This is a genomic window from Microbulbifer sediminum, from assembly GCF_021729035.1.
Classification (GTDB): Bacteria; Pseudomonadota; Gammaproteobacteria; order Pseudomonadales; family Cellvibrionaceae; genus Microbulbifer; species Microbulbifer sediminum.
On sequence record NZ_JAJSAP010000006.1, the window covers coordinates 191582 to 216111 of the forward strand.

A 24530-nucleotide genomic window follows, 5' to 3' on the forward strand; every position below is an offset into this window, starting at 1 on the left:
TCCGCCATCCATGACCCGGCAGCCGCCCTTGGCGCAACCTGCCGCGCCTGATTTACAATGGCCTGCCGGTATTACCCGGCCCGGCGCCAAGACGCCGTGCAGCAGTCATATCCTGAATAGAGACCCAGTATGAGAATCCAGTACCCCGCCAGAATCCTGGCCGCCTTTGCCCTGGCCGCCTCCGTCCTGGCCCTGCTTGCGGGCTGCAGCAGGCCGGAGACCCCGCAGGAGGTCACCCAGGCTTTCTGGGGCGCGGCGGTGGATGGCGATGGCGGCGATGTGGCCCGCTATTCCACTCTGGGCCACCCGGACGCCTTTGACGGCTTCGCCCGCGACTGGGACGGCTACCGCCCGTCCTGGGGCAGGGTGATCATCGATGGCGACCAGGCCAGCGTGGTGTCGGAATTTGCCCGCCCCGATGGCGCGCGCGACAGCGAGCGCTCCTTTGTCACCTACCTGGTGCGCCGCGACGATACCTGGCTGGTGGACTACGACCGCACCGCCCGCAGCGTCAACGGCGGCCTGTTCGGCGACATGTTCAACCAGTTCGACCGCCTCAGCCGCGAGTTCTCGCGGCAGTTCGACCAATCGACCAAGGACGCCAACGCCGAGGTGGAGCGCATGCTGGAAGAACTGGAGGGCGCCGGCCAGGAGCTGGGCAAGCAGGCCTCCGAGGCGCTGGAACGCTACTCTGAGGAGCTGGACAAGGCCCTGCAGGAAATGGAGCAGTCCATCGAGCAATCGCTGGAGGAAGACCAGAACAGCCTACCGGCGCCGGAACAGAAGCCGATGGATTCTGCAGCCGTTGGCCCGCTACAAGGTAAGAGCACGGTCTTCGAATGGAACCGGCTTCCTGCCTGATTGATATCTGGCCTGGTAATCCTTCCAACTAAATAGAGAGCCCCGCGGTGCACGGTGTACATGCACTGCGGCTGGCTGCTCATTCATGGAAATGTCACCTCGGCCCTGTAGGCCACCTGCGTCAATTGAGTTGCGTCTGCGGGGGGCGTTACTCGACCTTGAAGTCCGGTATACGAATGCTCTGCATCGCCAGATGCACTTCACGCAAAAAGAACGCAAGCCCGGCAATCAGCGCCAGCATCGCGGCAGCAAACAAGGCTCCGACGACGCTACCCAGTGGTGCATCAATCATCACACCAACAAACAGCATCGCGATCACCACGCACAGCAAGAGGGCTGAAATCGTGGAGGCTGTAATGGCAACACTGGAGTAGTGTCTGCGGCGATCAAGGGCTCGGAGTTCTCCAGCAATCGAGTCCGGCTTGATTAGCGAGAAGTCAATCTCACCCTCTGCCAGGGCCCTGCCGCGATCGATGATCCTGGCAAGGCGGCCAGTCATGACGGCGAGCATCCCGGCAATCCCGGTCAGCAGGAAAGCGGGCGCCAGTGCAAGCTGGATCGCGCTTGCACTGGCATTGAGGATTTCAGGGGTTGAAGCCATATTGCTAGCTCGTCACGAGGCACATATTTATTGGCGATAAAGTGCTTATCTTTCAGGTGCACACCCGGTCGCATTCTCGACCTGCTGCCCGGACGCTCAAGGCATTGGATAAATGGCACGGGTTTTCGCGATAGCGTACCGGACTTTTCCGCAGGTCTCCACCGGCCGGTTGATCGGATTATCAGGCGCGAAAACCAGCCAAAGATATTGGGCGGCTCACCAGCGATGAGTGACCAGGCCAAGCGCTATTCGTTGCAGCGGTAGCCGAATAGCTCGAGCCCCTTCTCAAGATAATCGGCCAGCAACGGGTGGCCGACCAGGTACTCTGCGGTTTGCGGTGTCCAGTCATCGGCGGCCTGCGCCAGCGCATCCTGCCACTCCCCCAGGCTGTAATCCTCGCGGCCTATCCACAGTAGTGCGACCAGCTCCTGCTGCTGGTCCGGCTCAAGGTCCTCGACGATGGACTTGAACTCCTGGAAAGTCTTGTCGCCCCCGTGGCTGGCCAGGATCTGCCGTGCCCAGTCCCCACTGGCATTGTCCGGCTCGTCGGGAAAGCTTACGCCCTCTTGGGCGTGAAATTCCTTCGCAAGGTCGATGAGGCGGCAGGTTGTGTCGACGTTAAGAGTGAGCATAGTGTTCTCCGTCAGGCAAGACTATAGCGCCGCAGCGGCGGGTATTGCTCCGGCCACGCTGTCGGCATTTCTGAAGATTAGGCGCTTTTGCCGGAGGGTGGATGTAGCGGGGCGCGGTGACTTCACCGCCAGGCAAGCCGCTAATATTTGATCGCGCTTGGGCCTCATTTAGTGCCAATGTGAAAGGCTGTTTGTGCGAGCTGCGAAGTCCTCCGTCAACTGAAGCGAGTTTCTAACCTATTGAAATTATTATGTTTTCAATTTCGTGGTGTGCACATGTACCCCCAATGTCCTTGTGTTTGACTTGATAAGTAAGATATTGCTCATCTTTCGACCAGCAAGCAAAGTTTAACGCACATGTGTTCAGTGATAGAATTCACGCTTAGAAATATTGCCTAGGATACCAAGCTAAAAAGCGACTTTTGGCTGCCCTGGGTGATTAATAAAAAACAATATTATGCGTATTTCTACCCGGCGGTGACTTTTTGTGTGTTGCGGCCTAGGTGGGAGTTTTGGGGATGTACAATTGTGGGGAAAGCTACGCAAATCAATGGCGGCTTTAGCGTCTTTGTAGACCAAGTACGTGACTTTTATGGGGCTTGGTACGGAAGGCTAATTATAGATGTGCTTGTTTATCTCCCGGCCTCGCTCATTGGTCTTTATGTATCTGTAGATAAATTTAGAGAAGAAATAAAAAAAATTCTCCCAGATTTTCTGGTTTCGGCCTTAGACACTCAACTTGTATTCTTTTTTTTGGGTGCTTTAGGTTTTATTTATATTTTTCGAGAGATTCTGCCTAATATTTTTTCTGGATCTGAGTCTCCACAAAAACAGGTCACTGTCGAAGGTGCGATTTCTCTAATCGAGACTTTTGGGAGAATTGTTTCAGCCAAGCTGACACGGTTTAGCGATACTCTTTCTGGGTATTCTAAAAAGGGTCAAGTGCCATCGGCTAGCGAGATTTTTAATTCTATCACTAAGCCTGAGCAGCAGATTTTATTTACAATTAATGCTTTACAAGTCTTCCTTGAGAGCATTACTAAAAACGTAAATATTGATGTCAGGCTTGTTGAGGTGAAAAATAAGTTGCCGACCGTTTGGTATGCTCATGCGCCAGAAGAGCGGCCGCCAGAGACAGACATTGAAGACTTGCAGCACCCTGATAGTGCATTAATGAATTGTGTGAAGTCTTCAAAGATGATTGTTGTGCCTGACATAAAAAAAGAGGCGGCAAATCCGGGCAAGAGAAAATACGTTTTAATGGAGGAAGAGAGTGGTGGGTCAGCGATATGCCTGCCAGTTTACCATCCTGCATCGAAAACATACCCATTCGTTATAACAATTAGAGCTGATAAACCTAATTTGTTCAGCCCGAAAAGAAAGAATTTTTATAGGTGGCTTTTGTCACAGTTTGCGCAGAGAATTCAACTAGAATACAGTTTGGTTTTGCTCAAGGAGGCGCAGTCAGATGATTCGCAAAAAAGATGAATTGGTTGCCAAGCCGCGCTCTAAGAACGTGAAAGTAAAAGTGTTGATGGATAATGAGACTAGAGCATCAGTAAGGCAGATGAAAGAAGAGTTTGAGCGCTCTATTAAAAAAGATTTGGATATTTTAAGAAAAAATGGATTGCTGGTAACAAATAGCTAAATCTGTATTTGTCTATTTTAAAAGCAATTTGTTTTTTCTTTGTGTTTATTCTTATTCAGTAATCGGGTAAAGGTCCCGGCTTGATTTTTCTTGCCTAATTCTTCGGTTTTTATTTTTTAGGTGGGTGTCACTCTTTACTAAACTGAGAATATAAATGTGTACTGCAATTTTTGCATGTAGCATTTATGTATTTATTGCCCGCCCATTTTTTTGTACTTCAAGCATCGATGTCTGTCTCTAGGGTCTGCCTGCTGTTGCCTGATGGTTTCAGGATGGTCATGTGTTGCGCTTGGAGAATGGGGTTGGCTTGCGGGAGTGGTTTTTTGCTCAGGTGTATCTTTCGTAGTGTCGGATTCTTGAAGTAATGATTGGCAAAGAAAGTCTCGCACTGAATGTGTTCTGGGGTGGTGTAGCCATTTGCCAGTTCTTGGCAACTTAGCTGGATAATTGGGGTCAGAGTAAAATATTGACACCAGTATCAACTGCGTGGATCCGGCAAAGAATCCATTCCCTCACGTCGAGCTTGTTTCAGGCAGACCCGTAATATGTCCCGTCGCATCAAAGGGCACCTGGCGTATACGGCTTCTCGTTTCGTCAACCCCCAGAACTCCACCTCGTCGGGGATCACATGGAAGTGTGTCCGCACATAGAATTCGGCCAGCGACTCGCCCGTCTTGGGATTCAGGTCGCGCTTTATGGCGAAAATCTTCTTGTAGCTGCGTGGGGCCAGGTAGAAATAGAGCATCGCCTGGTCCCAGGTGGTCAGCTTGGCAGAGGGGATATTGCCGCTCTCGGTCCAGGTGTGTGACTTGCATTCGACAATCACCTTCTGCTCCCGGCAGCCTAAATCAAACTTGTGCTGCTTCTGGGTAAGGTGGCCGATAGGAAGCCAGAAAGGGCGGGTGAGAGCCGGGTATGAGGCGGTCAGTAGCGAGTGCACCAGCTCTTCGAAGTCGGCGCCCACGGCGGCATTGCTCGCGGCATTTTTGCGTTGGTGATTTGTCATCGGGCTGTATGCGCATTGTATCGACGAAGGGCTTTGGCTAGCTCAGGAGTAATGCCAATAGCTGACTCGTCACTGTTCGCGCTTTTCTGTTTGTTATTGTTTCTGCACGTGTGCCACGCGGGGCGACGGGATCTATTTTTCCGCATGCTGTGACGTACAGTTAGTCTGATTTTCCAGGTCGCGTCAACCGGAAGCTTATCGCCTGGGCGCGAATGGGAATGGAAGGGGGAGAGGAATGGTGGGCCCTCCGGGACTTGAACCCAGGACCTGCCGATTATGAGTCGGATGCTCTAACCAACTGAGCTAAGGGCCCCCATGGAGTGCCTGCGGAAGTGGCAGGCGGTCGGGAAAAGTACTCGATTTTTCCCGTTAAATCAACGGCTTTTGCCTGTCGCGCGGTGCTACCAGGCCCAGTTGAAGCCCAGGCCGGCGCGCAGGCCCTGCCAGTCGTGATCGTCCACCGAAGTGCGGTAACGGAGGTCGAGGGACAGGTCCCCCATGGGTAGGGTGAGCAGGCGTGTGCCCACACCCAGTTCCATCCAGCGGGCGCCGCGCTGGTGGCGCAGGTCTGCGGCGCTGGAGCTGTAGAGTTCGTCGTCGCCATCCAGGATCTGCCACAGGTTGGCATAGGCGAAGTGCGGGCGGTCGCTGCGGTAGGCGCGCACCCCCGCACGGAGTGCCAGCTCCGGGGTGACGTCGGAATCGACCGCGTAGCGGCCGGCGTCGATCACTGCCAGGTTGGTGTAGTTGGCCAGCAGCTGCAGCTGGGGCTCGATGCCGTAGCGCTCGGTCAGGGCAAGGTCGTAGCCGGCTTCCGCGGCCAGAGCGAGCTGCACGCCGTGGGTGTCGCCGCTGGCGCCGCGATAGGTGTCGGTCTGTACGCGCAGGTAGGCGACCTTGGCCTGCAGGTCCAGGTAGCGGCCGGTGTTGCGCAGGTCGCTGAAGTAAGCGCCAACAAAATAGCTCTGCAGGTCGTTGGTGCCCACCTGGCCATTGCTGCCATCGCGGCGGCGGGCAAAGCTGTCGCCGGAGGCGAAACTGCTGCCGGCACTGATACCGGCCTGCTGGCTGCCGGCACAGGTGGGGCCGGCGAAGAAGTCGTGGCTGGCACGGAAACCGGTCAGGGTACCGTCGAAGCGGCTGGGGGCGTCGCCGCGCCAGTCCAGTTCCAGCCCGCCGTGGTGCAGTTGCAGGCGGCTGTTGCTGTAGCCGACCGGCGCATTGCGCCATTCCTCGCGGCGTTGCTGGAAGCCGCCCAGTTGTTCCAGTGAAACCTGCTGGGCGAGCCGCTTGACCTGGGCAAAGACGGCGAGCTCGCCACGATCGGCGGCCTGGGCGTGGGAGAGCGCGGGGGCGACGCAGAGCAGGGCGAGCAGCCCCATGGCCGGCAAAAACTTTGGTGCCATAAACCTTCCGTGGTTAATGCGTTAGCGGCGGTGGATAAAGTTTAGACGGGAGTGCCAATTGGGTTGCGCCGGGACGGCGCGTTGGCGGGGTTTTCCCCGGGAGCGGTTGGGCCTGTCCGGCCGTGATCAGCCCGCCCAGCGCGGCAGCAGGATGCACACCCAGGTGAATAGCCACATCAGCAGCGACAGGGATACCGCGGCCGAGCCGGTGTCCTTGGCGATCTTTGACAGCGGGTGCTTTTCCGGGCCGATGCGGTCGATCGCGGCCTCCACGGCGCTGTTCAGCAGTTCCACGATCATCACCAGCAGGGTGACGCCCATCAGCAGGGCGCGCTCGATGCCGGTCTCGCCCAGCCACAGGGCCAGCGGGATCAGGAAGATGGCCAGGCTCACTTCCTGGCGGAAGGCGGCCTCGTTACGCCAGGTGGCCAGCAACCCCTGCCAGGAGTAGTTGGTGGCATCGATCAGGCGCGGGATGCCGGTCTTGCCCGGCTTGTTGACGAACTCTTCCTGCATCGCGGTTTCCCTCCGGCGTTCATTTCCTGTGGCATTGGTATTGGTCGGGCGCGGTTTCCTGGCCACGACCGTGTAACCTGTTGGTAAAAAAAAGCCCGGCGGTGCCGGGCTTTGGGTGCTTATCCTTCGTCGAGGAAGCTTCGCAGGTGCTCCGAGCGCGACGGGTGTCGCAGCTTGCGGAGTGCCTTGGCCTCTATCTGGCGGATACGCTCGCGGGTCACGTCGAACTGCTTGCCCACTTCCTCGAGGGTGTGGTCGGTGTTCATGTCGATACCGAAGCGCATGCGCAGTACCTTGGCCTCGCGCGCGGTCAGGCCGCCGAGCACGGAGCGGGTGGCATCGTGCAGGCCGGTCTGGGTGGCGGTATCCACCGGGGACGACTGGTTCTGGTCCTCGATGAAATCCCCCAGGTGCGAATCCTCGTCGTCGCCGATGGGCGTCTCCATGGAGATCGGTTCCTTGGCGATCTTGAGTACCTTGCGGACCTTGTCCTCGGGCATTTCCATGCGCTCGCCCAGCTCTTCCGGGGTCGGCTCGCGGCCCATCTCCTGCAGCATCTGGCGGCTGATGCGATTGAGCTTGTTGATGGTCTCAATCATATGCACCGGGATACGGATGGTGCGCGCCTGGTCCGCGATGGAGCGGGTGATGGCCTGGCGGATCCACCAGGTGGCGTAGGTGGAGAACTTGTAACCGCGACGGTACTCGAACTTGTCCACCGCCTTCATCAGGCCGATGTTGCCCTCCTGGATCAGGTCCAGGAACTGCAGGCCACGGTTGGTGTACTTCTTGGCGATGGAGATCACCAGGCGCAGGTTGGCCTCAACCATTTCCTTCTTGGCGCGACGGGAGCGGGCCTCGCCGATGGACATGCGGCGGTTGATCTCCTTGATCTGGCCGATCTCCAGCCCGGCCTGCTCGCGGCACTGCGCCAGCTTGCGCTGGCAGCGGATGATGTCTTCCGCCAGGTGGCGCAGGTTGTCGGAGTAGTCGCGCTTCTTCTTGACGATCGCGGGGATCCAGTCCTCGTTGGTCTCGTTGCCCGGAAACTCCTTGATGAACGTCTTACGCGGCATCTTGGCGCGCTTGATGCACAGGTGCATGATGGCGCGCTCCTGCAGGCGTACCTCGTCGAGGATGCTGCGCACCTGCTGGTAGAGCGGGTCGAACTGGCGCGGCGCCAGCTTGAAGTAGCGGAATACCTCGCCCACTGCCTCCAGGGCCTCGCCGGCCTGCTTGGAATCGCGGCCGTGCTTCTTGATGGCCGCATCGGCCTTCTTCTGCGCGGCGATCAGCTTGTTCATGCGCTCGGCGAGCTCTTCCGGGTCGATGCCACCGACGTTCTCTTCCTCCTCCTCGGAAGAATCCCCGTCGTCGTCATCGTCGGAGTCGTCGTCATCGGACTTGTCGCTGCTCGGTGCGGGGGCGGCGGCCTGGCCGGTCTGGGCGCCCGGCGGTACGTCGTCGGCCGGGTCCAGCCAGCCGGCGATCACATCCGGGATGCGGCGCTCGCCTTCCTCGATCAGCTTGTACTCGTCGATCACCTGCTGCACGGCGCCGGGCCAGTAAGCCATGGCGGCCATCAGCTCACGCAGGCCTTCCTCGATGCGCTTGGCGATGGCGATCTCGCCCTCGCGGGTCAGCAGCTCCACGGTGCCCATCTCGCGCATGTACATGCGCACCGGGTCGGTGGTGCGGCCCACATCGGATTCCACCGCGGCCAGGGCGGCGGCGGCTTCGGCGGCGGCAATCTCGTCGGCGGAGCTGTCGCCCTCGGCCATCAACAGTTCTTCGGCATCCGGTGCGCTCTCGAACACCTTGATACCCATGTCGTTGATCATGCCGATGATGTCTTCCACCTGATCGGGATCGGAGATGTCCTCCGGCAGGTGGTCGTTTACTTCTGCATAGGTCAGATAGCCCTGCTCTTTGCCGCGGGCGATCAGTTCCTTAATGCGGGAAGTTGTCTGCTGTTGGGTTTTGTCGGTCATGCACAACCCTGAAATCTTGGGGGTTAAAAAGTCGGGACAAAGACGCGGGATTATAGCGTATTTGCGATAGCAATAACCACTCTGGCTGTCAAGTGACGCCTGGTGCGAAGGTCTGTTGTGCTCGGTTCCCGATCCCGTCCGGGTTTATCGATATGGTGCTGGGCCCTGGCTTTTCAAGGCCCGGCACCGCTAACTACTCTTTCTTGCGCTGCCAGTTGGCCAGCAGCGCCCGCTGTTCCTCACTCAGCTGGCCGCCGCCTGAGCGCAGCTGGTCCAGCAGGGCGCGCTTGTGCTGGCGGTTCTCGGTGCGCTCCAGCTGCTGCAGGCAGTCGCGGAATTCGGCCTGTGGGTCATATTCCAGCCCGGCGTCGCCGCGGGCCAGCTGGCGCACGCCGCTCACCAGCTGGGAGGCGGCCAGTTCCGCCAGGGTGTTGCAGGAGTCGGCGCCGTGATGGGCGCGCCAGTACCCCAGCAGCTGGTTCAAATTGTAGTCTGGCCGTTGCCGCAACAAATCCACCAGATCGGCGAACAGGGCCAGGTCCTCCAGCCCGCGGTTGCGGAAGGGGGCGCTGTCTGTGATCTGCGCGGCCAGCTCCGGGTGGTGCAGCAGCAGGGCAATCAGCATGCGTTCCGGCGGCAGCCGGTACTGGCCGCTGCGTCGCCGGGGGGTAACTGCCGCGGGTGCCGGCTCCGGCGGAGCCATTTCCGGGGACTGATCAAATTCGTCCCCGTAGTCCGGCGGCGGGGGCGGCATATCGCCGGGGCCCGGGTCGGGGGCTTCCGGCACTGGTGCACTTCGCGGGGCGGGTTCCGGCGGGCGCGCGGCCGGTGCCGGCTCGGGGGCGCGGCCGGGGCTGCGGGCCTTTTCCGCCTCGATGATCTCCTCGAGCATCTCGCGGTCGAGGCCGGTGCGCGCCGCCAGTTGCTGGAACATCAGCTGGCGATAGACGCCGGCCGGCAGCAGGTCCAGCAGGGGGGCGGCCAGCTTGGACAGGCGCGCGCGCCCGTCCATGGTCTGCAGGTTGATGCCTTCGCCCACCAGGTCGAACAGGAAGTCTTCCAGTGGCCGCGCCTGCTCCTCCACCAGTTGTGTGAAGCGCTCGCCACCCAGCTGGCGCACCAGGGTGTCCGGGTCTTCGCCCTCCGGCAGCAGCAGGAAGCGCACGCTGCGGCCATCCTGCATCTGGGGCAGGGCGGATTCCAGCGCCCGCTGGGCGGCCGCGCGCCCGGCGCGGTCGCCGTCGAAGCAGAACACCAGCTCGCCGGTATGGCGGAACGCCAGCTGGATATGCTCCTCGCCGCAGGCGGTGCCCAGGGTGGCCACGGCGCAGCGGATGCCGAACTGGGCCAGCGCCACCACATCCATATAGCCCTCCACCACAATCAGCCGTTCCAGGTCGCGGTTGGCCTGGCGCGCCTCCCACAGGCCGTAGAGTTCCCGGCTCTTGTGGAAGATGGGCGTTTCCGGGGAGTTCAGGTACTTGGGCTTGTCGTCCCCCAGCACCCGACCGCCGAAGGCGATGGTGCGGCCGCGCTGGTCCCGGATCGGGAACATGATGCGGTTGCGGAAGCGATCGTAGTGGTGGCGGCCGCGCGAGGCGCTGTTGCCGTTGCTGTCCTGGCGGCGGATGGCCAGGCCGGCCCGCTCCAGCTGGTCAGCCTTCTCCGGCGTATCCGCCAGTTCGTTCAGCAGGTTGTCCCAGCCCGGCGGGGCCAGCCCGATGCCGAAGTCCCGGGCGATCTCGCCCGACAGGCCGCGCTGCTTCAGGTAAGTGATTGCTCGCCCCGCCGAGGAGTGCGTGCGCAGCTGGGCGCGGTAGAAGTCCGCCGCCCGGTCGGTCAGCTGGTAGAGGCTCTGGCTCTCCCGCTGGCGCTGCTCGACCCCGGGGGCCAGCTGTTCCCGGGGAACTTCCAGGCCCTGGCTGGCCGCCAGCTTTTCCACCGCCTCGGGGAAGCCCATACGGTCGTATTCCATCAGGAAGCCGATGGCATTGCCGTTGGCACCGCAGCCGAAGCAGTAGTAGAACTGCTTGTCGGGGCTTACCGTGAAGGACGGGGTTTTTTCATCGTGAAACGGGCAGCAGGCGGAATAGTTTTTCCCGGTCTTGCGCAGTTTCACCCGGCTGTCGATCACCCCGACGATATCCGCCCGTGCGAGCAGGTCGTCGATAAAATGCTGGGGGATCTTGCCGGCCATTCAGGGGTTCCGCGGGAGTTGCTGGGGTTGCCGGGCGGCGCGGTGGTGGCCGTCTGGCGTGCTATCGGGTTGGCCCGCTCAGCCGAGCTTGGCCTTTACCAGTTTGCTGACCGTGCCCATGTCGGCGCGGCCCTGCACCTGGGGCTTCACCTGGGCCATCACTTTGCCCATGTCGGCCATGCCGCTGGCGCCGGTGTCCTTCACCGCGGCGCCGACGATCTCGGAAATCTCCGCCTCGCTCAGCTGTTCGGGCAGGAATTCCTTGATGACGTCGATCTCCGCCTGTTCCACGGCGGCCAGCTCGGGGCGGTCGGCCTTTTCGTACTGGGCGATGGAGTCGCGACGTTGCTTGGTCATCTTGTCCAGCAGGGCGAGGATGCGCGCGTCGTCGAGCTCGATACGCTCGTCCACCTCGACCCGCTTGATCTCGGCATTGATCAGGCGCAGGGTGGCCAGGCGATCCTTGTCACGGGCCTTCATGGCCTCCTTGGTGGACTGGGCGAGGGTGTCCTTGAGAGTGCTCATTGCTAATCGTCCGGTTTCAGGGTTGTTATTGACCCGGCCCGACGGGGTGGGTCTGTTATCCGGGCCGCCGGGTGCGGGTGCAGCGCTTCCCGGCGGGTACATTTCGAGTCCAGCACAACGCAAAACGGCGCGCGAGTCCAGCTCGCACGCCGTTTGTCGATCACCGCCCCGGGATTGTAGCCCCGGCCGGCCTCCCTGTGAGCAGCCTCATGGCTGCTGCTTAGTAGAGGCGCTGGAACTTGCGGTTTTCGCGCTGCAGCTTCTTGGCGTGACGCTTTACAGCAGCGGCAGCCTTACGCTTGCGAACGGCAGTCGGCTTCTCGTAGAACTCGCGACGACGTACTTCAGACAGTACACCGGCTTTCTCACAAGAGCGCTTGAAGCGGCGCAGGGCGATATCGAAGGGTTCGTTGTCTTTGATTCGTACAGAGGGCATAAGTTACCTGTAAAATTCGTTTCTCTCGGCCTTCCGGCAATTGCTCTCGCAGATGCAATCCGGGGGCCGGTTCACAGCGAGGGCGCAAATTCTAAACACTTGATCCGGGGATCGCAAGCCTGTAAACGCCCGGTTTGTAGCCATTTCCGGTGGTGTCTGCGAGACGGTGGCGCCGGTCTGCCCATATATAGGAAGCACGTGGCCCGGACCGGGGCGGAAATGACGCCTGGGGCGGTCTGGCGGGGACTGTTCACCACCGCCCGGTGCCCGCGGCCTCCCCTCCTGGGAATGCCTGCACCCTGACTACCCTTTCAAGTATGATAGGCGCCCTTTGATGCAGCCACGAGTGTGAGACCAAGTGCGGATTCTGGGTATCGAAACCTCCTGCGATGAAACCGGTGTGGCCCTGTACGACAGCGAGCGGGGCCTGCTGGGGCACGCGCTGTTCAGCCAGGTGGACCTGCACGCCGACTACGGCGGCGTGGTGCCGGAACTGGCCAGTCGCGACCATGTGCGCAAGCTGCTGCCCCTGGTGCGCCAGGTAATGGAGCGGTCCGGTACCGCGCCGGCGGACCTGGACGGCATTGCCTATACCGCGGGCCCGGGACTGGTAGGCGCGCTGATGGTGGGTGCCTGTGCGGGCCGCGCACTGGCCTACGGCTGGGGCGTGCCCGCGGTGGAGATCCACCATATGGAGGGGCACCTGCTGGCGCCGATGCTGGAGGAAAACCCGCCGGCATTCCCCTTTGTCGCCCTACTGGTCTCCGGCGGCCACACCCAGCTGGTGGATGTGCGCGGCCTGGGGGAATATGAGCTGCTGGGGGAATCCCTGGACGATGCCGCCGGTGAGGCCTTCGACAAGGCCGCCAAGATGCTCGACCTGGATTACCCGGGTGGACCACGCCTGGCGGCCCTGGCGGAAAAGGGCGATCCGTCACGATTTACCTTTCCCCGGCCCATGACCGATCGCCCGGGACTGGACTTCAGCTTTTCCGGCCTCAAGACCTACACCCTGACCACGGTGCGCGACCACGCCCTGGAGGATGGCCTGCCCGATGCGCAGACCTGCGCGGATATTGCCGCGGCTTTCCAGGAAGCGGTGGTGGATACGCTGGTGATCAAGTGCCGGCGTGCGCTGAAGGCGTCGGGCCGCAAGACCCTGGTGGTGGCGGGCGGTGTCTCTGCCAATAAGCTGTTGCGCGAGCGCCTGGGAAAAGCGCTGGCCAAAGAAGGCGCCGGGGTCTATTACCCGCGCCAGGAATTCTGCACCGACAACGGTGCCATGATTGCCTACGCCGGCTACCTGCGTCTCAACGCCGGGCAGCGGGCGGACCTGGGCGTGGAAGTGCGGCCGCGCTGGCCGATGACGGAACTGCAAGGAGGCCTGGCCGGCTGATGGATATCGTCTATATACGGGACCTGAAGGTGAACACCATTATCGGGATCTACGACTGGGAGCGCGAGGTGCGCCAGACCGTGAGCCTGGACCTGGAAATGGCGTTCGATATTTCCGAGGCGGCACGCACCGACGATATCGAGCATACCCTCAACTACAAGGCAGTGGCCAAGCGGCTGATTGCGTTTATCGAGGGTAGCGAGTTCCTGCTGGTCGAGACTATGGCGGAACAGGCGGCGGCGATTGTGCGCGACGAGTTCAGCGTGCCCTGGCTGCGCCTGCGACTGTCCAAGCCGGGCGCCGTGCGTGGTTCCCGCGATGTGGGTGTGATAATCGAACGCGGCGAGCGCCCGGCCAGCGGCGCCGCCGCAGGAGTGTGAATGTGGCACAGGTATACCTCAGCCTCGGCAGCAACATCGATCGCGGCCGTCATATCCGCGCCGGCCTGGATGCGCTGGCTGCGGAGTTCGGCAACCTGAGTGTATCGCGGGTATTCGAGAGCGAGGCCGTGGGTTTCGACGGCGACAACTTCTACAACCTGGTGGTGGGCCTGCACACCGACCTGCCGGTGGGCCAGCTGGCCGTGCGCCTGCGGGAGATCGAGGATGCCAATGGCCGGGTGCGCAGTGGCCCGAAGTTCAGCGCGCGGACGCTGGATATCGATATCCTCACCTACGACGACCTCGCAGGCGAGTTCGATGGCGTAAAGCTGCCCCGCGGTGAAATTGTAAAAAATGCCTTTGTGCTGCAGCCCCTGGCCGAACTGGCGCCAGCGCAGCGCCACCCGCTCACCGGCGAGACCTTTGCCGAGATGTGGGAAGATTACGACAAGGACAAGCAGAAACTCTGGCCGGTACATTTCCCCTGGCCCTGATTAACTTTGCCCTGCACCCGGGCCCCAGTGCCAATGCCGGGGCGTGGGGCTGCGGGCCCACCCGCAGGGTGCAACGGCTGCGCTGCCTTACAGCCAGCCGCCCACCGCTTCGATGTAATCACCTGGCAGTATATGGCCTCCTGTAAAGGCCTGGTGCTGCTTGTCCTTGCTTGCAATCGCATCGTACAGGTGCAGGTTGTCCTCTCTCGACGCATACTCATCATCATCTGCTGTGATCAGGAGAACTCCGGGCTTTTTAATCAGGCCGGCGAGGTTCTTGGGCGACACGACAGCCGTCTTATCGTCTATATGTGGCGGCACCATGGCGATAACCCGGTCCACGCGCGGGTCGAGGGCCGAGGCCAGCAGGGCGACCTGCGCCCCCATGCTGTAACCTGCCAGGGTCAGGTTGCCACCGTCCAGGTCCGGTTGCTGTGCGATCCAGTCCATCAGGACCCGGTAATCGAGGACCGTGTTCCGGATCATTGCCTCGTAGTCGCGTTTGTTCCCGAAGTAATGCAGGTCATTCATGATCGATCCCAGGGTGCGGTTGGGATCTTTCCTGGTGCCGTGAAAACGGGCGTCGATGGCGACCACCACATAGCCTTTTTTACTGGCGAGTTCGGTGATTTCATTTACCCGGGTCACCGTGGGGCGTCCCTTGAAGGAGTCCACCCACCAGCGCTGATAGCCTCTCCCCATGGCCGCCATGCCCACCAGCACGGGGTATTTTTCCTGTCTTACGGGCGGGTAGCTGATGCGGCCGTTGACCAGTGCCCCGTCAAAGCTCCGGTACGAAAACTCAAACTGGCCTTCCCCGGTTTCCTGCATGGACATTCCGATATCCGCCGGCGCCCGGTAAGCATAGGACGCCACAATTTCATCCCGGGCTACCGGCTCCTCTTTCAGCGCTATGAAGGCATACCAGAGTGCGGCAAGGCAGCCGATTGCCAACCCTGGCAGCAGGATCATTCGTTGCGAAAATTTCAGTCTCATACTCATGATGTGGTTCTCCTGGTTGATAGGAGAAGTCTGCAGGTGGCCCGGTAAAATTCAGGTGAAAATTCCGGTCAAAAGCGTGTGCGATGCAGTATTACCATGCAGGGGGGGAAGACTGGCCCACTGGCGGTGGGCTCTATCAGCCCACCTGGGCTGGCAGAAAGGCAGTGAAGGCTCCGGACCGGCTCACACGAAAATACGAAGCTGGGGCGACGGTCCTGGTTACACCTGCTTCCCCTGCTGCCACTTTTTTGCAGCGGACAGCAGCCGGACGATATCCACTGCCTTGCCGACCCGTCCCTGCATCACCGCGACAATGCCGTGCATCGCCAGCAATCGCCGGTTGATTACTTCCCCCTTACCGCTGGCAGCCTGCTGGAATGTTTCCAGCCTGGCCCGGGCGCCGGCGTGGCCATCGGTTTCATAGGCCAGTAGCAGCTCCACGGTGTTTTCTTCACTGGTAACTTTTCGCGGGGCCGGTTGATAGCCCAGTGTCTTCACCATTTGCTCGGCGAGCGCCCATACCGACCAGGGGTTTTGCCCGGTGACCAGCCTGCCATCGGTGCTGACCTGGCGCAGGTAGGCCGGGCCCGCCTCGAACACGGCGCCATTCTCACGCAGCCGCGATTCGAGCAGGAAGGGAAATACCTGCTCCGCGTCCGGGATCAGGAACAGTTCCTCTTCGTTGGTAAAGCTGCTGACGCGTCTCCCCTGCAACAGTGGCACTCCCGGTTGCAGTTGGATGTCGGCAAGCGCTGCCGGTCCGTGGCAGACCGCGCCGATGACACCGCCGCTATCATGGATGGATGCCACCAGGTTATGGATATCGGCATTGCCGGGGAAATCGAACATGGCGCCCTTGCCACCGACAAAGAAGATGCCGCGGTAGTCACCAGCATTGGCCTGTGCCACCGGGATGCTGTCTTGCAGCTTTGCCTTCACTTGCCGGTCATTCAGGAATGCGTATTCGATCGGCCCCATATCGTCCCGGTCGATCACCGCCGGCGGCTCCCCGCCCTTGGGGCTGGCGATATCCACGGTAAAGCCATTGGCGATAAATACGTAATAGGACCGCGCGAGCTCGGTCAGTTCGTATCCGGTGTCCTTGCCGTGCCCACCCATGGTAGAGGCACTGGTCACCACCATCAGGATTCGGCCGCGGTCACCGGAGGGCCGGGGTTGCTGGAGATAGGGGATATTCCCGGGCTGTGTTTGCGCCAGGGCCTGGTGATCCGGCGGTGGGGGGATCAACCCCTTTAGCCAGAAGCCGGTGCCGGCGAGCAGTGTCACGCTGAACAAGATTGTTACCAGGATTTTCTTGACCATGATGGTTCTCCTTACTGTTTCAGGAGCATCGTGGCGCAGTGCGTGTGAAGCGCTGGTGAAATCCCTCGAAAAATATCGTGGCGAATGGGCGCGGGCCCGGCCATCGCGGTGCTGGAAAATGGGGCGGGCCAGGCCGGATGTCAGGCGGGATGGATGGAGATTGAGAACTGCTGCCGTTCACAGCTGGCCGCGTAGCCCCACCCCTGTGCGTTGAGAATCCGGCTCGCCAGGTACAGTCCCTGGCCCAGGCCGTCACTGCCCGGCCTGCGGGTGCCGGCGAGGAAGAGCTTTGCAGTATCGGTAGTTTCCTCAACCGGGTTGATAAAGCTCAGCCCACTGCCGCTGGTATGAATCTGCAGTGCGGGCCCGGCGGCATGGCGAATGGCGTTGTCCAGCAGGATATCCAGCAGCAGCTCGGTAAGGCGGGGGTTGCCATTGACCGGCAGGTTGTCCGGCAGCGCGAGATCCAGTTGGAAACTCCCTCCTGCGGCGATCTCGCGTCGGGCCAGCAGCCGTTCTTCCAGGAGGGGGCGCAGATCGAAAGTGGAGCGCTCGACCGATTCGGCGCGCGCCAGAGCGAGCAGGGTGGTGACGGTTCTCTCCATAGCCGTCAGTGTGGACCAGAGTTCATGCTTCTCACTGTCCTGCAGTTCGCGCTGCCGGGACAGGGCGATGGTGTTGGTGGCGATGGCCAGGCCGGTGCGCAGTTCGTGACTTACATCGCGGGTAAACTCGGCTTCCCGCTGCTGGGCCTGTTGCAGTTCATTGAGGCTGCGCTCCAGCGTCTGCGCCAGGAAGCCGATCTCGTCCTGGTTGCCGGTGGCAGAAAGGGCGACCGGCTGGCGGCCATTATGTTGCTGTTGTACTTCCCGGGCGAGACGCAACAGGGGGCGGATGGTGCCGGCGGCAAGGCGATGGGCCAGCCACAGGGCCAATGCGGTTGTGGCCAGCAGTGCTCCCAGGAGCAGCCACAGCAAGTGGCCGGACTGACGCGACACGGTGAGCAGGTTGCCCACGTCCGCCGCGAGCACCGGCCCACCTTCCAGTCCCAGTCGCCGCAGGTGGTAATGCTGTTCCCCGGTAACAAACAGCTCAGCGCTTTTGCGGCCGCCTGCCAGGGCGGCCTGGAATGTATCGGGAGCATCTCCGGCGGAGGGGTACAGGGTGAAATTGGGCAGCCGTGGTGCCGGCAGGGTGCCATTGCTATGGAATTGCCGCTCGATATAGCCGGCCTCGTCTGAAATCAGGTTGTCGAGCAGCTGGTCCTCGATGACGTAGGCTGCCAGGACCCCGATACCGGTATAGACCAGGCAGAGCACCAGGGTGAAGCTGCCGAATACGGTAAACACCCGGCGTTGCAGGCTCGCCTGCGGCTGTTCAGCCTTCACCGGGCTGCTCCAGCCGGTAGCCGATATTGCTGATGGTGCGCAGCATGGGGCTCGCGAATGGCCGGTCCAGCTGCCGGCGCAGGCTGTAGATATGGGATTTCAGCGCGTCGCTGTCCGGCGGGTTATCGCCCCAGATGCGGTGGCAGAGTTCCGCGCGGCTCAGCGGCTCGGGATAGGCACAGGCCAGTTCCCAGAGGATATTGAAGGTAATGGCGGTGAGCCTGAGGGGCTGGCCATCGCGTTCCGCCTCACGCCCGCGCCCGCGGACCTGCAGTGCGCCGATCCTGATTTCGTCATTGCGGTGCAGCTCCCGCCGCCGCGCCAGGGCGCTGCACCGCAGTGCCAGCTCGCGGGGGTCGAAGGGCTTGCAGAGGTAATCGTCGGCACCGGAATGGAAGCCCAGGGCCTTATCGTCGAAGGCATCGCGGGCCGTGAGCATCAATACGGGGGTCGTGACCGTGGCGCGCTGGCGGAACTGGCGGCACAGTTCCACACCGTCCATGTCCGGCAGGTTGAGGTCCAGCAGGACCAGGTCGTAAACCTGTTCCAGGGCCAGCTTCAGGCCGAGCCGCCCGTTACCGGCAAAATCCACCTGCCAGCCATGCCCCTCGAGGAATTCGCCGGTCTGGCGGGCCAGGGTGGGGTTGTCTTCGATCAGGAGTATCTTGAGGCTGTTCACCGGGAACCTCAGTCCATTTGTTGACCCAGAACGTGATTGTGGCAAGTTCACGGTGAAATGACAGTGAAATGGGGCCGGGTTCGTCGGGCTGCATCCGGTCGGCACTGCGCCGGCCAGTTCAGATATTCAGGCTGCGGCCGCCGTCTACCGCCAGGACCTGGCCGGTAATGTAATCCTGGCCGCTGACCAGGAAGCGTACGGTGCGGGCGATGTCCGCCTCGCGGCCGGTGCGCCCCATGGGAATCCGGGACAGGATTTTGGCCTGGGTGTCGCTGTCCACCAGCTCGTCCTCGATTTCCGGCCAGAGAATCGCGCCGGGAGCTACGGCGTTCACGCGTACGTCTGGTGCCAGCTCCCGGGCCAGGCTTTTGGTGAGCATCACCAGGCCGGCCTTGGCGGCACAGTAGATGGTGTGCTGTGGCATCGGTCGCTCGGCGTGGATATCGGCCATATTGACGATGCAGCCGTGGTCACGCGCGAGGCTCGGCGCCAGCGCCTGGCTGAGGAAGAACGGCGCCTTGAGGTTGCTGTCCACCAGCTCATCCCAGGCCGACTCGGTGGCTTCGCCGATGGGGGTGGGATGGAAGGCCGAGGCGTTGTTTACCAGAGCGTCGATGCCGCCCCATTGCGCCATCGCCTCCGTCGCCAGGGCTTCGCAGTCGGCCTTGTTGCCGAGCGGGCTCTGTATGGCAACGGCGGATTCCGCGCGAATACCGTTAAGCTCTTCGGCCAGTTCTCGGGCGCTGTTGCCGGAACTGCGATAGTGGATCACCACCCGGTGGTCCCGGTGAAGTTCACGGGCGATGGCGCGCCCCAGGCGGGCGGCGGCACCGGTAACGAGGGCATTACGCATCTGCGTCCTTTGGGTCATATTCTTCTTTTACTGCGGCGATGGCATCGATCCTTGCCCGGTCCAGGGCGGCGCCCAGTTCTGCACCCTCGTAGCCCTGTTCGAGCAGCGGCTGCACCGATACCTCGTCGGCGGCCGCGCGCACGGCGCGCAGGAAATCCGGCTGCGGGTAGTCGCGGTCGGCCAGACCCTCCCGCCCGCGGGCGTCGGCCTCGCAGGCCAGCAGGAAATCCTCGAAGCGCTCCGGGCGGCGCAGGGCGTCGAGGGCGCGCAGCATTTTCATCAGCGTCTGTGGGCGCAGCTCGAAGGCGCGGTGGCAATGCAGGTGGTACTCACACACACCAGCGGCCAGTGCGGTGAGCTGCCTGGGGACCCGCCAGCGCTTGCACACATCGCGGACCAGAGGCAGGCCGGCACGCTCGTGGCCCCGGTGGCTGGGGAGCACTTCCTCCGGCGTGATGCCCTTGCCAAGGTCGTGCACCAGCACGGCGAAGCGCACTTCCAGGCGGGCTGGCGCAGCGCGTAAGGCCAGCAGTATGTGGTCGCCGGTATCCACCTCCGGGTGGTGCTTCGGCGGCTGCGGCACCCCGAACAGGCGGTCCACTTCCGGCAGCAATACCTTCAGGGCGCCGCATTCGCGCAGCACGTTGACGAATACATCCGGGTCCTGTTCGGTGAGCGCCCGGCTGACCTCTTTCCATACCCGTTCAGGCACCAGGTGCTCGACCTCGCCGGCGTCCACCATTTCGCGCATCAGTGCCATGGTCTCGCCAGCGACGCGGAAGCCCAGATGATGGTAGCGGGCGGCGAAGCGCGCCACCCGCAAGACGCGCAGGGGATCCTCGGCAAAGGCCGGAGATACATGGCGCAGTAGCCGGGCATCCAGATCTGCACGACCATTATAGGGATCGATCAGGTCGCCGTTGTCATCCTCGGCCATGGCGTTGATGGTGAGGTCCCGGCGCATCAGGTCCTGCTCCAGGGTGACATCGGGGGCGGCGTGGACAGTGAAACCGCCGTAGCCGTGGCCGCTCTTGCGCTCAGTGCGGGCGAGGGCGTATTCCTCGCTGGTGTCCGGGTGCAGGAATACGGGGAAGTCGCGCCCCACGGGGGTGAAGCCCCGGGTTCGCATGTCCTCTTCAGTCGCGCCCACGACTACCCAGTCCCGCTCGTGTACCGGGCGGCCCAGCAGCCGGTCGCGGACCGCTCCTCCCACCAGGTAGATCTTCATTGTGTGGGCCTCGCGGCGGGAAAACTGCTATGCCGGTTTTGGCTCTGAACCACTGTAAATCCTTGCGTCCGGCGCCGTGGAGAGCGTTGGGAAAAGAGGGGAATATGAGTCGGCAAGATAAAAAAAAGGCCCCGAAAAAACAAGGGGGCCCAGAGTCTTAGGGTATACGCGTCGGCTGATGAGCCGAAAAAGACTGTGCCCGGGGATGGGCTGAGTCGGTGGGCGACTCGGGGGTGGCACAAGTGTGACCACGAGATGATGTCAATTCTATGGAACCTGTCTTAACTGTCAACAATTCATTTCGAGATTTTATTGAGGGACTTGGGATTACATTCGTTAATACACTATAAGGCCGAGCTAACGGCTGATTTTGCTAAAGCGAGCAGCATATTTTATAAGGGTGAGTCGATATCGCAGCATAAATGCGCGCCGGCGGGGCTTTGTGGCGCCGGACGGTGACGCAGGTATCGATATGGCCTGTCAGTAACCGCAGATGTTGGGGGAAATAAGAACGATGAACGAACTGCATGTGCTCACGACCGGGGAGGCGGCGCGTTATTGCGGGGTAAATTTCCGCACCGTGATTCGCTGGATTGAGCGCGGCCAGCTGAAGGCCTACAAGCTTCCGGGCCGGGGTGATCATCGAATCTGTGTAGAGGACTTTGTCGGCTTCCTGCGTGATAACTCGATGCCGGTACCGGCGGAGCTGGCGGCGGCGAGCCGCAAGGTCCTGATTTTGGCGCAGAGCCAGGAACTGGTCGCAGCGGGCCGCCAGGCTCTGCAGCAGGGAGGGTGCGAAGTCGATGTGGCCGGCAACAGCTTTGTGGCGGGCACTATGCTGGCGGCGTCCAAGCCTGCCCTGTTGGTGATCGACGTCAGCATTGAGCGTAATAATGCCTTCGGGATCATTGATCACCTGCGATCACGCAACGAGTATGCGAATGTACGTGTGCTGGTGGTAACCGAGGCGACGGAAAGTGATTCGCAGCGCTGGCTGGATGCGGGCGCGGACGCTGTAATCCAGGGCCCGGGCGACCGCGCCGAACTGGTCGCCAAGGCGAAACTGCTGCTGGAAATATAAGATCCCCGGTTCAGATGGGTTTGGGAATCAGCATCGATTCCTCTTCCCGTTCTGTCCGGTCGCGCCCGACATCAGGGCAGTGATAGCTTGCGGTGATCTCATCGCCGTTCAGGCTGTCCAGGTGTACATCGAACCCCCACAGGCGGTGGATATGCCGCAGCACCTCCTTGGTATCCTTGCCCAGGGGGCGGCGGCGATGCTGGGTATGGTGCAGTGTCAAGGAGCGGTCGCCGCGGTTTGCTACCGAAAACACCTGGATATTGGGCTCGCGGTTGCCCAGGTTGTATTGCCCCGCCAGGTTGGCCCGCAACTGGCGGTATCCGTCTTCGTCGTGAATGGCATTTACCACGATTTCATTTTCACGGTCGTCATCACTGATACAGAACAGCTTCATATCCCGCATGACCTTGGGGGACAGGAACTGCAGGATGAAGCTCTCATCCTTGAAGTCACGCATGGCAAACTGCAGGGTTTCCGTCCAGTTGGTGCCGGCGATGTCGGGAAACCACTCCCGGTCCTCTTCTGTCGGCGACTCGCATATTCGCCGCAGGTCACTGAAAATACTGAATCCCAGCGTGTACGGGTTGATGCCGTTGTAATAGGGGCTGTCGAACGCCGGCTGGTAGATCACGTTGGTGTGGCTCTGAAGGAACTCAATCATGAACCCTTCGGTCACGCGCCCGCGCTTGTACAGCTCGGTCAGTAGCGTGTAATGCCAGAAACTGGCCCAGCCTTCGTTCATGACCTGGGTCTGGCGCTGGGGATAGAAGTACTGCGCGAGCTTGCGGACAATCCGCACCAGTTCACGCTGCCAGTTCTCCAGCAGCGGGGCGTTTTTCTCGATAAAGTAGAGGATGTTCTCCTGCGGCTCCTCGGGGAAGCGGTGTGGGCTGTTGCCCTCATCGTCCTCTCCCATTCTGGGGATGGTCCGCCACAGGTCGTTCAGCTGGCGCTGGCGGTATTCCTCGCGCTCTTTCTGGCGCCGCTCCTCCTCGACCGCGGAAATCGGGTAGGGCCGCTTGTAGCGGTCGACGCCGTAGTTCATCAGTGCGTGGCAGGAATCCAGCACGGCTTCCACCTCGGCCTGGCCGTGGCGCTGCTCACACTCGCGGATATAGTTCTTGGCAAAGATCAGGTAGTCGATGATGCTGCTGGCATCGGTCCAGGAGCGGAACAGGTAGTTTCCCTTGAAAAATGAGTTGTGGCCGTAGCAGGCGTGCGCAATCACCAGCGCCTGCATGGTCATGGTGTTCTCTTCCATCAGGTAGGCAATACAGGGATTGGAGTTGATCACAATCTCGTATGCCAGGCCCATCAGGCCGCGCTGGTAGTTATTCTCCACACTGATGAATTGCTTGCCGAACGACCAGTGGTTGTAGCCCACCGGCATACCCACCGAGGAGTAGGCGTCCATCATCTGCTCGGAGCTGATTACCTCGATCTGGTTGGGGTAAGTGTCGAGGCCGAATTCCTCCGCGATCTCGGCAATCGCGCGGTCATATTCCCGGATAAGCTCGAAGGTCCACTCGGAGGAAGTGGATATGGGGCCTTCGGCCTGTGAATCCGAGGAAGAGCTGAAATGATCGAACATTACGCGCTCACCTTCTGGCTGAACAACTGGCGGAATACCGGGTAAATATCCTGTACATCGACAATCTGCTCCATGGCGAAATGCTCGGGGAACAGGGCCTTGACGCTCTCGTACTCCTCCCACAGCGCCTGGTGGTCCCTGGGCGTGATCTCCACGTACGAGTAGTACTGCACGTGCGGCATGATGTCGTCGATGAGGATCTTGTGGCAGGTACTGGAATCGTCGTTCCAGTTGTCCCCATCGGAGGCCTGGGCACCGTAGATGTTCCACTCACTGGCCGGGTAGCGCTCGCGCATGACCGTGCGCATCAGCTTGAGGGCACTGGAAACGATGGTGCCACCGGTCTCCCGTGAGTAGAAAAATTCCTCCTCGTCTACTTCCTTGGCACTGGTGTGGTGGCGGATGAAAACCACCTCGGTGTATTCATAACTGCGCTGCAGGAACAGGTAGAGAAGCAGGAAGAAGCGCTTGGCCATGTCCTTGGTGGCCTGGTTCATGGATCCGGAGACATCCATGAGGCAGAACATCACAGCGCGGGAGCGCGGGCGCGGTTGCTTGATCAGCAGGTTGTACTTGAGGTCGAAGTCATCGAGGAAAGGGACTCGCTTCACGCGGCTGCGCAGGTCGGCGATTTCGCGCTGCAACAGGTCGATGCGGCGCTGGTCTCGCAGGGTGACATCCTTGCTTTGTTCCTGCTCAAGCTCCTCTTCCAGCAGGTGGAGATTGCGGCGCTTGCTGCCGGTCAGGGCGATGCGCCGGGCGTGAGCCGCCTTTAGCGACCGGACCACGTTCAGCCGGCCGGGCGTACCCTCATTGCTGATGCCGGCGCGCACAACCTGGAAAGACTCGTTGCCAGCAAGGCGTCGCTTGACCATATTGGGCAGCTGGAGTCCCTCGAACATAAAGTCGAGGAATTCCTCCTGCGAAATCTGGAACACGAACTCGTCCATGCCCTCGCCGCTGTCACTGGCGTTGCCACCGCCACCGCCGGAACCGGATTGCTGCCCCTGCCGCGGGATGCGGTCCCCGGTGGAGAATTGCTTGTTGCCCGGCAACACGCGATCGACATGGCCACCGGGACCGTGGGAGAAGACAGGCTCGCTAATATCCCGGGTGGGGATGCTGATGCGCTCGCCCTTCTCCATATCGGTGATGGAGCGACTGTTCATCGCCTCGCCGACAGCCTTCTTGATATGCGCTTTATAGCGCTGCAGGAAACGCTGCCGGTTCACCGTGCTCTTGTTTTTACCGTTGAGCCGACGGTCGATGATGTAGCTCATAAACCCCTACAGCCGG

At 61.1% G+C, this 24530-nt stretch carries 24 protein-coding genes and 1 tRNA gene; 7 read left to right on the plus strand and 18 right to left on the minus strand.

The features are described from left to right. The first annotated feature begins 129 nt into the window (after positions 1 to 129). Positions 130 to 861: a DNA recombination RmuC family protein gene (locus LVD11_RS12165; protein WP_237059388.1), complete on the plus strand. Its 732-nt coding sequence runs from the start codon at positions 130 to 132 to the stop codon at positions 859 to 861. 148 nt (positions 862 to 1009) lie between these two features. Here LVD11_RS12165 and LVD11_RS12170 read toward each other — a convergent pair whose 3' ends face one another. After that, complete coding sequence (locus LVD11_RS12170) at positions 1010 to 1462, minus strand: DUF2721 domain-containing protein (protein ID WP_237059390.1); 453 nt, start codon at positions 1460 to 1462, stop codon at positions 1010 to 1012. A gap of 245 nt (positions 1463 to 1707) precedes the next feature. After that, entirely contained in the window at positions 1708 to 2094 is a 387-nt protein-coding gene (locus LVD11_RS12175; RefSeq protein WP_237059392.1) for a DUF3775 domain-containing protein, read from the minus strand. Between the two features lie 528 nt (positions 2095 to 2622). Between LVD11_RS12175 and LVD11_RS12180 the strand changes: the two genes are divergently transcribed. Next, positions 2623 to 3582 (plus strand): hypothetical protein, encoded by a 960-nt coding sequence (locus LVD11_RS12180; protein ID WP_237059394.1) that lies wholly within the window; start codon positions 2623 to 2625, stop codon positions 3580 to 3582. Next, positions 3563 to 3742, plus strand: coding sequence for a hypothetical protein (locus LVD11_RS12185; protein ID WP_237059395.1), 180 nt, complete (start codon positions 3563 to 3565; stop codon positions 3740 to 3742). Before LVD11_RS12180 ends, LVD11_RS12185 begins: the two co-directional genes overlap by 20 nt. A gap of 478 nt (positions 3743 to 4220) precedes the next feature. Here LVD11_RS12185 and LVD11_RS12190 read toward each other — a convergent pair whose 3' ends face one another. From LVD11_RS12190 to rpsU, 8 genes are all read right to left on the minus strand, one after another. Next, entirely contained in the window at positions 4221 to 4748 is a 528-nt protein-coding gene (locus tag LVD11_RS12190; RefSeq protein ID WP_237059399.1) for an RNA-binding protein, read from the minus strand. Positions 4749 to 4984: 236 nt separating this feature from the next. Next, positions 4985 to 5061 (minus strand) — tRNA-Ile (locus LVD11_RS12195). A gap of 88 nt (positions 5062 to 5149) precedes the next feature. Then, positions 5150 to 6154: an autotransporter domain-containing protein gene (locus tag LVD11_RS12200; RefSeq protein ID WP_237059400.1), complete on the minus strand. Its 1005-nt coding sequence runs from the start codon at positions 6152 to 6154 to the stop codon at positions 5150 to 5152. Positions 6155 to 6280: 126 nt separating this feature from the next. Then, positions 6281 to 6670 (minus strand): diacylglycerol kinase, encoded by a 390-nt coding sequence (locus LVD11_RS12205; RefSeq protein WP_237059402.1) that lies wholly within the window; start codon positions 6668 to 6670, stop codon positions 6281 to 6283. A 119-nt stretch (positions 6671 to 6789) separates the two neighbouring features. Next, positions 6790 to 8661, minus strand: a complete 1872-nt coding sequence (gene rpoD / locus LVD11_RS12210) for an RNA polymerase sigma factor RpoD (protein WP_237059404.1) — start codon at positions 8659 to 8661, stop codon at positions 6790 to 6792. A 193-nt stretch (positions 8662 to 8854) separates the two neighbouring features. Next, positions 8855 to 10858, minus strand: coding sequence for a DNA primase (gene dnaG / locus LVD11_RS12215; RefSeq protein WP_237059407.1), 2004 nt, complete (start codon positions 10856 to 10858; stop codon positions 8855 to 8857). Between the two features lie 78 nt (positions 10859 to 10936). Continuing rightward, positions 10937 to 11383 (minus strand): GatB/YqeY domain-containing protein, encoded by a 447-nt coding sequence (locus tag LVD11_RS12220; RefSeq protein ID WP_237059409.1) that lies wholly within the window; start codon positions 11381 to 11383, stop codon positions 10937 to 10939. A 220-nt stretch (positions 11384 to 11603) separates the two neighbouring features. Next, positions 11604 to 11819, minus strand: a complete 216-nt coding sequence (gene rpsU / locus LVD11_RS12225) for a 30S ribosomal protein S21 (RefSeq protein WP_020411530.1) — start codon at positions 11817 to 11819, stop codon at positions 11604 to 11606. A gap of 358 nt (positions 11820 to 12177) precedes the next feature. On the opposite strand from rpsU, the gene tsaD reads away from it, so the two are divergent. The 3 genes from tsaD to folK are packed head-to-tail and all read left to right on the plus strand — an operon-like array spanning position 12178 to position 14089. Then, positions 12178 to 13215, plus strand: a complete 1038-nt coding sequence (tsaD, locus tag LVD11_RS12230) for a tRNA (adenosine(37)-N6)-threonylcarbamoyltransferase complex transferase subunit TsaD (RefSeq protein ID WP_237059411.1) — start codon at positions 12178 to 12180, stop codon at positions 13213 to 13215. Then, positions 13215 to 13595 (plus strand): dihydroneopterin aldolase, encoded by a 381-nt coding sequence (gene folB, locus LVD11_RS12235; protein WP_237059413.1) that lies wholly within the window; start codon positions 13215 to 13217, stop codon positions 13593 to 13595. The genes tsaD and folB overlap by 1 nt, the downstream gene beginning before the upstream one ends. 2 nt (positions 13596 to 13597) lie before the next feature. Continuing rightward, positions 13598 to 14089: a 2-amino-4-hydroxy-6-hydroxymethyldihydropteridine diphosphokinase gene (folK, locus tag LVD11_RS12240; protein WP_237059415.1), complete on the plus strand. Its 492-nt coding sequence runs from the start codon at positions 13598 to 13600 to the stop codon at positions 14087 to 14089. Positions 14090 to 14176: 87 nt separating this feature from the next. Here the strand turns inward: folK and LVD11_RS12245 are convergent, their stop codons facing one another. The 6 genes from LVD11_RS12245 to LVD11_RS12270 all read right to left on the minus strand — a co-directional run bounded on the left by LVD11_RS12245 (position 14177) and on the right by LVD11_RS12270 (position 20562). After that, positions 14177 to 15091 (minus strand): dienelactone hydrolase family protein, encoded by a 915-nt coding sequence (locus LVD11_RS12245; RefSeq protein ID WP_237059417.1) that lies wholly within the window; start codon positions 15089 to 15091, stop codon positions 14177 to 14179. A 219-nt stretch (positions 15092 to 15310) separates the two neighbouring features. Continuing rightward, positions 15311 to 16414, minus strand: coding sequence for a type 1 glutamine amidotransferase domain-containing protein (locus LVD11_RS12250; RefSeq protein WP_237059419.1), 1104 nt, complete (start codon positions 16412 to 16414; stop codon positions 15311 to 15313). A gap of 140 nt (positions 16415 to 16554) precedes the next feature. Beyond that, on the minus strand, positions 16555 to 17802 hold the full coding sequence (locus tag LVD11_RS12255) for a histidine kinase (protein WP_237059421.1): 1248 nt from the start codon (positions 17800 to 17802) through the stop codon (positions 16555 to 16557). Then, positions 17792 to 18481, minus strand: coding sequence for a response regulator transcription factor (locus tag LVD11_RS12260; protein WP_237059423.1), 690 nt, complete (start codon positions 18479 to 18481; stop codon positions 17792 to 17794). The genes LVD11_RS12255 and LVD11_RS12260 overlap by 11 nt, the downstream gene beginning before the upstream one ends. Before the next feature lie 118 nt (positions 18482 to 18599). Further along, positions 18600 to 19334 (minus strand): pteridine reductase, encoded by a 735-nt coding sequence (locus LVD11_RS12265; RefSeq protein ID WP_237059425.1) that lies wholly within the window; start codon positions 19332 to 19334, stop codon positions 18600 to 18602. Then, the gene (locus LVD11_RS12270; protein WP_237059428.1) at positions 19327 to 20562 is read right to left on the minus strand and encodes a multifunctional CCA addition/repair protein; all 1236 of its coding nucleotides are present in this window, start codon (positions 20560 to 20562) and stop codon (positions 19327 to 19329) included. The genes LVD11_RS12265 and LVD11_RS12270 overlap by 8 nt, the downstream gene beginning before the upstream one ends. Before the next feature lie 514 nt (positions 20563 to 21076). Here LVD11_RS12270 and LVD11_RS12275 point away from each other — a divergent pair. Further along, entirely contained in the window at positions 21077 to 21643 is a 567-nt protein-coding gene (locus tag LVD11_RS12275) for a response regulator (protein ID WP_237059430.1), read from the plus strand. A 10-nt stretch (positions 21644 to 21653) separates the two neighbouring features. Here LVD11_RS12275 and LVD11_RS12280 read toward each other — a convergent pair whose 3' ends face one another. Together LVD11_RS12280 and LVD11_RS12285 are read right to left on the minus strand one after the other, a co-directional pair. Further along, positions 21654 to 23234 (minus strand): SpoVR family protein, encoded by a 1581-nt coding sequence (locus tag LVD11_RS12280; RefSeq protein WP_237059433.1) that lies wholly within the window; start codon positions 23232 to 23234, stop codon positions 21654 to 21656. Beyond that, positions 23234 to 24514, minus strand: a complete 1281-nt coding sequence (locus tag LVD11_RS12285; RefSeq protein WP_237059434.1) for a YeaH/YhbH family protein — start codon at positions 24512 to 24514, stop codon at positions 23234 to 23236. Before LVD11_RS12285 ends, LVD11_RS12280 begins: the two co-directional genes overlap by 1 nt. Positions 24515 to 24530: the final 16 nt, after the last annotated feature.

Bases quoted from the DNA above. Each gene is read 5' to 3' on its own strand.
- LVD11_RS12165 (WP_237059388.1), top strand. From the start codon at position 130: ATGAGAATCCAGTACCCCGCCAGAATCCTGGCCGCCTTTGCCCTGGCC.
- rpsU (WP_020411530.1), bottom strand. From the start codon at position 11,819: ATGCCCTCTGTACGAATCAAAGACAACGAACCCTTCGATATCGCCCTG.
- LVD11_RS12220 (WP_237059409.1), bottom strand. From the start codon at position 11,383: ATGAGCACTCTCAAGGACACCCTCGCCCAGTCCACCAAGGAGGCCATG.
- LVD11_RS12170 (WP_237059390.1), bottom strand. From the start codon at position 1,462: ATGGCTTCAACCCCTGAAATCCTCAATGCCAGTGCAAGCGCGATCCAG.
- LVD11_RS12245 (WP_237059417.1), bottom strand. From the start codon at position 15,091: ATGAGTATGAGACTGAAATTTTCGCAACGAATGATCCTGCTGCCAGGG.
- LVD11_RS12270 (WP_237059428.1), bottom strand. From the start codon at position 20,562: ATGAAGATCTACCTGGTGGGAGGAGCGGTCCGCGACCGGCTGCTGGGC.
- LVD11_RS12185 (WP_237059395.1), top strand. From the start codon at position 3,563: ATGATTCGCAAAAAAGATGAATTGGTTGCCAAGCCGCGCTCTAAGAAC.
- LVD11_RS12275 (WP_237059430.1), top strand. From the start codon at position 21,077: ATGAACGAACTGCATGTGCTCACGACCGGGGAGGCGGCGCGTTATTGC.
- dnaG (WP_237059407.1), bottom strand. From the start codon at position 10,858: ATGGCCGGCAAGATCCCCCAGCATTTTATCGACGACCTGCTCGCACGG.
- LVD11_RS12250 (WP_237059419.1), bottom strand. From the start codon at position 16,414: ATGGTCAAGAAAATCCTGGTAACAATCTTGTTCAGCGTGACACTGCTC.
- LVD11_RS12190 (WP_237059399.1), bottom strand. From the start codon at position 4,748: ATGACAAATCACCAACGCAAAAATGCCGCGAGCAATGCCGCCGTGGGC.
- LVD11_RS12285 (WP_237059434.1), bottom strand. From the start codon at position 24,514: ATGAGCTACATCATCGACCGTCGGCTCAACGGTAAAAACAAGAGCACG.
- LVD11_RS12175 (WP_237059392.1), bottom strand. From the start codon at position 2,094: ATGCTCACTCTTAACGTCGACACAACCTGCCGCCTCATCGACCTTGCG.
- LVD11_RS12200 (WP_237059400.1), bottom strand. From the start codon at position 6,154: ATGGCACCAAAGTTTTTGCCGGCCATGGGGCTGCTCGCCCTGCTCTGC.
- LVD11_RS12280 (WP_237059433.1), bottom strand. From the start codon at position 23,234: ATGTTCGATCATTTCAGCTCTTCCTCGGATTCACAGGCCGAAGGCCCC.
- LVD11_RS12205 (WP_237059402.1), bottom strand. From the start codon at position 6,670: ATGCAGGAAGAGTTCGTCAACAAGCCGGGCAAGACCGGCATCCCGCGC.
- LVD11_RS12265 (WP_237059425.1), bottom strand. From the start codon at position 19,334: ATGCGTAATGCCCTCGTTACCGGTGCCGCCGCCCGCCTGGGGCGCGCC.
- folB (WP_237059413.1), top strand. From the start codon at position 13,215: ATGGATATCGTCTATATACGGGACCTGAAGGTGAACACCATTATCGGG.
- rpoD (WP_237059404.1), bottom strand. From the start codon at position 8,661: ATGACCGACAAAACCCAACAGCAGACAACTTCCCGCATTAAGGAACTG.